Raw genomic sequence first — 4,420 nt, 5'->3', positions numbered from 1 at the left:
TAAGCGGTGACGAGACGCGGGCGAGTCAGCTATCCACAGCCGCTCGCAGGCGAGGGGCTGTGGATGGTTTTGCCCCAGGAGTGAAGACGACGACGCCCGCACGGGGCGGGCGTCGAAGATCACGCAGCCACTCAGCTCGAGGGCGGTGAGTGTTTCATCTTGCGCATGGCGGCAAGCGTCGGGCCGGATGCCACGTAGGCGCCGAACAGCAGCAGCAACATCACCGAAGGCTCGACCGAGATCACCACGAAGCCGAGCACGATGGCCAGCAGCACCACGAAAGGCACCGGTCCCTTGAGATCGATTTCCTTGAAACTGTAGTAGCGAATGTTGCTGACCATCAGGATACCGGCGGTTGCCACCACGAACAGCATCAGCAGCTTGAAGCCGAAGGCCTCGGCATCGAAGCTGTGGAAGGTCCAGACGCTGGCCGCCACGAAGGCTGCCGCCGAAGGGCTGGGGAGGCCGATGAACCACTTCTTGTCGACGCTACCGAGCTGGACGTTGAAGCGTGCCAGCCGCAGCGCCGCACAGGCGACGTAGAGAAAGGCCACCACCCAGCCGGTCTTGCCGATGTCCTGGAGTATCCAGGTAAACGCCACCAATGCCGGCGCCACGCCGAAGGAGAGCATGTCGGAAAGGCTGTCGTATTCGGCACCGAAGGCGCTCTGGGTATTGGTCAGGCGAGCCACCCGTCCGTCCAGCCCGTCCAGCACCATGGCGATGAAAATGGCCACGGCAGCAGCGGTGAAGTCGCCGTTGATACCCGCCACCACCGAGAAGAAGCCGGCAAACAGGGCTGATGTGGTGAAGAGGTTGGGCAACAGATAGATGCCTTTGCGCCGCACCTTCTTGCCATTCTCGATCGACTCTTCGATCACCTCCGTCTCACGCACGAAGGCGGCAGCCAGATCCTCTTCGGCCGGCTGCTCCCTCTTGCCCTCAGTGGGGCAAGACTCCGGGGCATCGCGGGAATTGTCGTGCTCGGTGTTGCGGGGCTCCTGACTCATTCGTCTCGTCCATTGCCAGAATGGGTTCACCTGAAGGTATTAATCACCATTCTACACCGAGATATCGCAGCGGACAGTGCACATGCGGACCACCAGAACGCCAAGGGCGCGGAAAATCCGCGCCCTTGGGTGCAACACATGCGCCAAACGGACAGTCAGTTCTTGGACTTGTCCACCAGCTGGTTGGCCGCGATCCACGGCATCATGCCACGCAGCTTGGCACCCACCTGCTCGATCTCATGCTCGGCATTGAGGCGACGACGGGCCGTCATCGAGGGATAGTTGGTGTTGCCTTCCTGGATGAACATCTTGGCGTACTCGCCGGTCTGGATGCGCTTGAGTGCATTGCGCATAGCCTGGCGGGACTGCTCGTTGATCACCTCGGGACCGGTCACGTACTCGCCATACTCCGCGTTGTTGGAGATGGAGTAGTTCATGTTGGCGATGCCGCCTTCGTACATCAGGTCGACGATCAGCTTGAGCTCGTGCAGACACTCGAAGTAGGCCATCTCCGGTGCGTAGCCCGCTTCGGTGAGGGTTTCGAAGCCTGCCTTGACCAGCTCGACCGCGCCGCCGCAGAGAACGGCCTGCTCACCGAACAGGTCGGTTTCGGTCTCGTCCTTGAAGGTAGTCTCGATGATGCCGCTACGGCCGCCGCCAATGGCCGCGGCATAGGAGAGCGCAAGCTCCTTGGCCTTGCCCGAAGCATCCTGATGGATGGCGATCAGGTCGGGAATACCGCCGCCCTTGACGAACTCGGAGCGAACGGTGTGACCCGGCGCCTTGGGGGCGACCATGATCACATCGAGATCCTTGCGCGGCTCGATCTGGTTGTAGTGAATGTTGAAGCCGTGGGCGAAGGCCAGGGTGGCGCCTTGCTTCAGGTTCGGCTCGATCTGGTTCTCATAGATCGCCTTCTGATTTTCGTCCGGCGCCAGCACCATCACCACGTCGGCCACCTTGCACGCCTCCTCGACGGACGCAACCTTGAGGCCAGCCCCTTCGGCCTTGGCCGCGGAGGAAGAGCCCGAGCGCAGCGCGACGGTGACGTCGACACCGGACTCCTTGAGGTTGTTGGCATGGGCGTGGCCCTGTGAGCCGTAGCCCACGATGGTGACCTTCTTGCCCTGAATGAGGGAGAGGTCACAGTCCTTGTCGTAGTAGACGTGCATGCGTATTGCTCCTGAAGCGAAGATTGGCGAAGTGTCGTGTCAGCGTTGACGGCCACCCGCGCCGTCTGTCGCGGCGCTGGGAGTCGGCTCTTTCGATGTGGCTACCTTAACGCCATGCGCATGTTGCGTAAAATGCGATATTTGCAACACGACATGCCATGATGTGCAATAATCACTCGATGGACATGCGCCCCCTCAAGCAGTTTCTCGCCCTGGCCGATACGCTGCACTTCGGTCGTGCCAGCGAGCTTTGTCACGTCAGCCCTTCGACGCTCTCACGGACGATCCGCCAGCTCGAAGAGACGCTCGATGCGCCGCTGTTCGTGCGCGACAACCGGCACGTTGCCCTGACCCGCCAGGGCCAACTCTTCCAGCAGTACGCCCGCGAGGCATTGCACCAATGGGAGCTGCTGCGTCACGCCCTAGGCAGCCAGGCCGGCGAGCTTGCCGGTGAAATCAGCATCTACTGCTCGGTCACCGCCAGCTACAGCTTCCTCTACGACCTGCTCAGCGACGTCCGACAGCGCCATCCGCGTATCGAACTCAAGCTGCACACCGGTGATCCGGCGGAATCGATGGGCCGGGTACTGGCCGGCGAGGAGGACATGGCCATCACGCCGCGCCCCCGCAGCATGCCGGCCGGCCTGGCCTTCAAGTCGCTGACCCGCTCGCCGCTGGTGTTCATTGCCCCGATGGCCGAGGCCGAGTGGGTGCCCGCCACGCCCGACTCCCCTTCCATCGAGCAGTGGCGCAACGTGCCGATGATTCTCTCCGAGGCGGGACTGTCACGGGAGTATGCGGATACCTGGTTTCGCGCCTTAGGCGTGCCGCCCAGCATCTACGCCCAGGTGGCCGGTCACGAAGCGATCGTCAGCATGGTGGGGCTCGGCTTCGGCATCGGCGTGGTGCCGCGGATCGTGCTCGACAACAGCCCCTTGGCCCAGCGGGTGCGGGTACTGCCGGTGAAACCCGAGCTGCCCCATTACGATGTCGGGCTTTGCGTTCTCCACCGCCAGTTGAAGAGCCCTCTGATCCAGGCGTTGTGGGACGAAGTCGAGGAGCGCTGACAGAGCCAGCCAACAAAAAGCCGCCCCGTAGGGCGGCTAGACATACTGCAGAAGGCAGATTTACGTCACGAACGCAGTCGTAACTCAGAGCGAAAGCACCTTGTCGCCGCGGGCGATACCCGACACCCCGGTCCGCGCCACTTCGAGAATCCCCACCGGCCCCATGGCCTGCAGGAACGCATCGAGCTTGGGAGCGTCCCCGGTAATCTGCACCGTGTAGAGGCTCGGCGTGACGTCGACGATCTGTGCGCGGAAGATGTCCACCGTACGTTTGACCTCATCGCGGGCCGCCCCCAGCGCCTTGACCTTCACCAGCATCAGCTCGCGCTCGATGTGGTTGCCCTCGGTGAGATCGACCAGCTTGATCACGTCGATCAGCTTGTTGAGATGCTTGGTGATCTGCTCGATCACCCGGTCGTCACCGACGGTGGTCACGGTCAGCCGCGACAGCGACGGGTCCTCGGTGGGCGCTACGTTGAGCGTCTCGATGTTGAAGTTGCGCTGCGAGAACAGCCCTACCACGCGAGACAGTGCGCCCGGTTCGTTTTCCATGAGAATCGAGATGATATGGCGCATCAGGTCCGCTCCGTCTTGGAAAGCAGCATGTCACGCATGGAGCCGAGGGGCACCTGCATCGGATAAACGTGCTCGCGCGGGTCGACGATGACATCGACGAACACCAGCTCATGCTTGTCGGCGAAGGTGCGTTCCAGCGCCGGGCGCAGCTCGTCCATCGTCTCCACCCGCAGCGCCGTGAAGCCATAGGCCTCGATCAGCTTGGCGAAATCCGGCAGCGACTCCATATAGGAGTGGGCGTGGCGGGACTTGTAGTTGAGATCCTGCCACTGGCGCACCATGCCCAGCGAGGCATTGTTCAGATTGATGATCTTGACCCCACCACCGAACTGCTTACAGGTGGAGAGTTCCTGCATCATCATCTGGAAACTGCCTTCGCCGGTGACACACACTACCTGCTCGTCCGGAAAGTTCTGCTTGATGCCCATGGCCGCCGGGAAGCCGAAGCCCATGGTACCGAGCCCGCCCGAGGTGATGAAGCGGTTGGGCTTGTCGAACTTGTAGTACTGGGCCGCAAACATCTGATGCTGGCCCACGTCGGTGGTCACATAGGCCTCGCCGCGGGTGATTTCGCACAGCGCCTCGATCACCTCCT

Annotated in this window: 5 protein-coding genes; 1 reads left to right on the top strand and 4 read right to left on the bottom strand. The window is 62.1% G+C overall.

Annotation, left to right across the window (positions count from 1 at the left end):
- Nucleotides 1–131 precede the first annotated feature (131 nt).
- On the bottom strand, nt 132–1,010 hold the full coding sequence (gene pssA, locus B8115_RS10140) for a CDP-diacylglycerol--serine O-phosphatidyltransferase (protein ID WP_010627685.1): 879 nt from the start codon (nt 1,008–1,010) through the stop codon (nt 132–134).
- 155 nt (nt 1,011–1,165) lie between these two features.
- Nucleotides 1,166–2,182 carry a ketol-acid reductoisomerase gene (gene ilvC / locus B8115_RS10135; protein ID WP_010627684.1) on the bottom strand — a complete coding sequence of 339 codons (1,017 nt, stop codon included), beginning with the start codon at nt 2,180–2,182 and terminating at the stop codon, nt 1,166–1,168.
- A gap of 179 nt (nt 2,183–2,361) precedes the next feature.
- On the opposite strand from ilvC, the gene ilvY reads away from it, so the two are divergent.
- Entirely contained in the window at nt 2,362–3,249 is an 888-nt protein-coding gene (ilvY, locus tag B8115_RS10130) for an HTH-type transcriptional activator IlvY (protein WP_010627683.1), read from the top strand.
- Between the two features lie 84 nt (nt 3,250–3,333).
- On the opposite strand, the gene ilvN is transcribed toward ilvY, so the two are convergent.
- Together ilvN and B8115_RS10120 are read right to left on the bottom strand one after the other, a co-directional pair.
- A complete protein-coding gene (gene ilvN / locus B8115_RS10125) occupies nt 3,334–3,825 on the bottom strand; it encodes an acetolactate synthase small subunit (protein WP_010627682.1) in 492 nt (163 codons plus the stop codon).
- On the bottom strand, nt 3,825–4,420 hold a 596-nt coding region (locus B8115_RS10120; RefSeq protein WP_010627681.1), incomplete at its 5' end, for a thiamine pyrophosphate-dependent enzyme. The genes ilvN and B8115_RS10120, both read right to left, overlap by 1 nt.

Source organism: Halomonas sp. KM-1 (genome assembly GCF_000246875.1).
GTDB lineage: Bacteria > Pseudomonadota > Gammaproteobacteria > Pseudomonadales > Halomonadaceae > Halomonas > Halomonas aerodenitrificans.
The sequence above is the reverse complement of the archived record's forward strand: the minus strand, read 5'-3'. Positions and strand labels throughout refer to the sequence as shown.

Bases quoted from the DNA above. Each gene is read 5' to 3' on its own strand.
- pssA (WP_010627685.1), bottom strand. From the start codon at position 1,010: ATGAGTCAGGAGCCCCGCAACACCGAGCACGACAATTCCCGCGATGCC.
- ilvC (WP_010627684.1), bottom strand. From the start codon at position 2,182: ATGCACGTCTACTACGACAAGGACTGTGACCTCTCCCTCATTCAGGGC.
- ilvY (WP_010627683.1), top strand. From the start codon at position 2,362: ATGGACATGCGCCCCCTCAAGCAGTTTCTCGCCCTGGCCGATACGCTG.
- ilvN (WP_010627682.1), bottom strand. From the start codon at position 3,825: ATGCGCCATATCATCTCGATTCTCATGGAAAACGAACCGGGCGCACTG.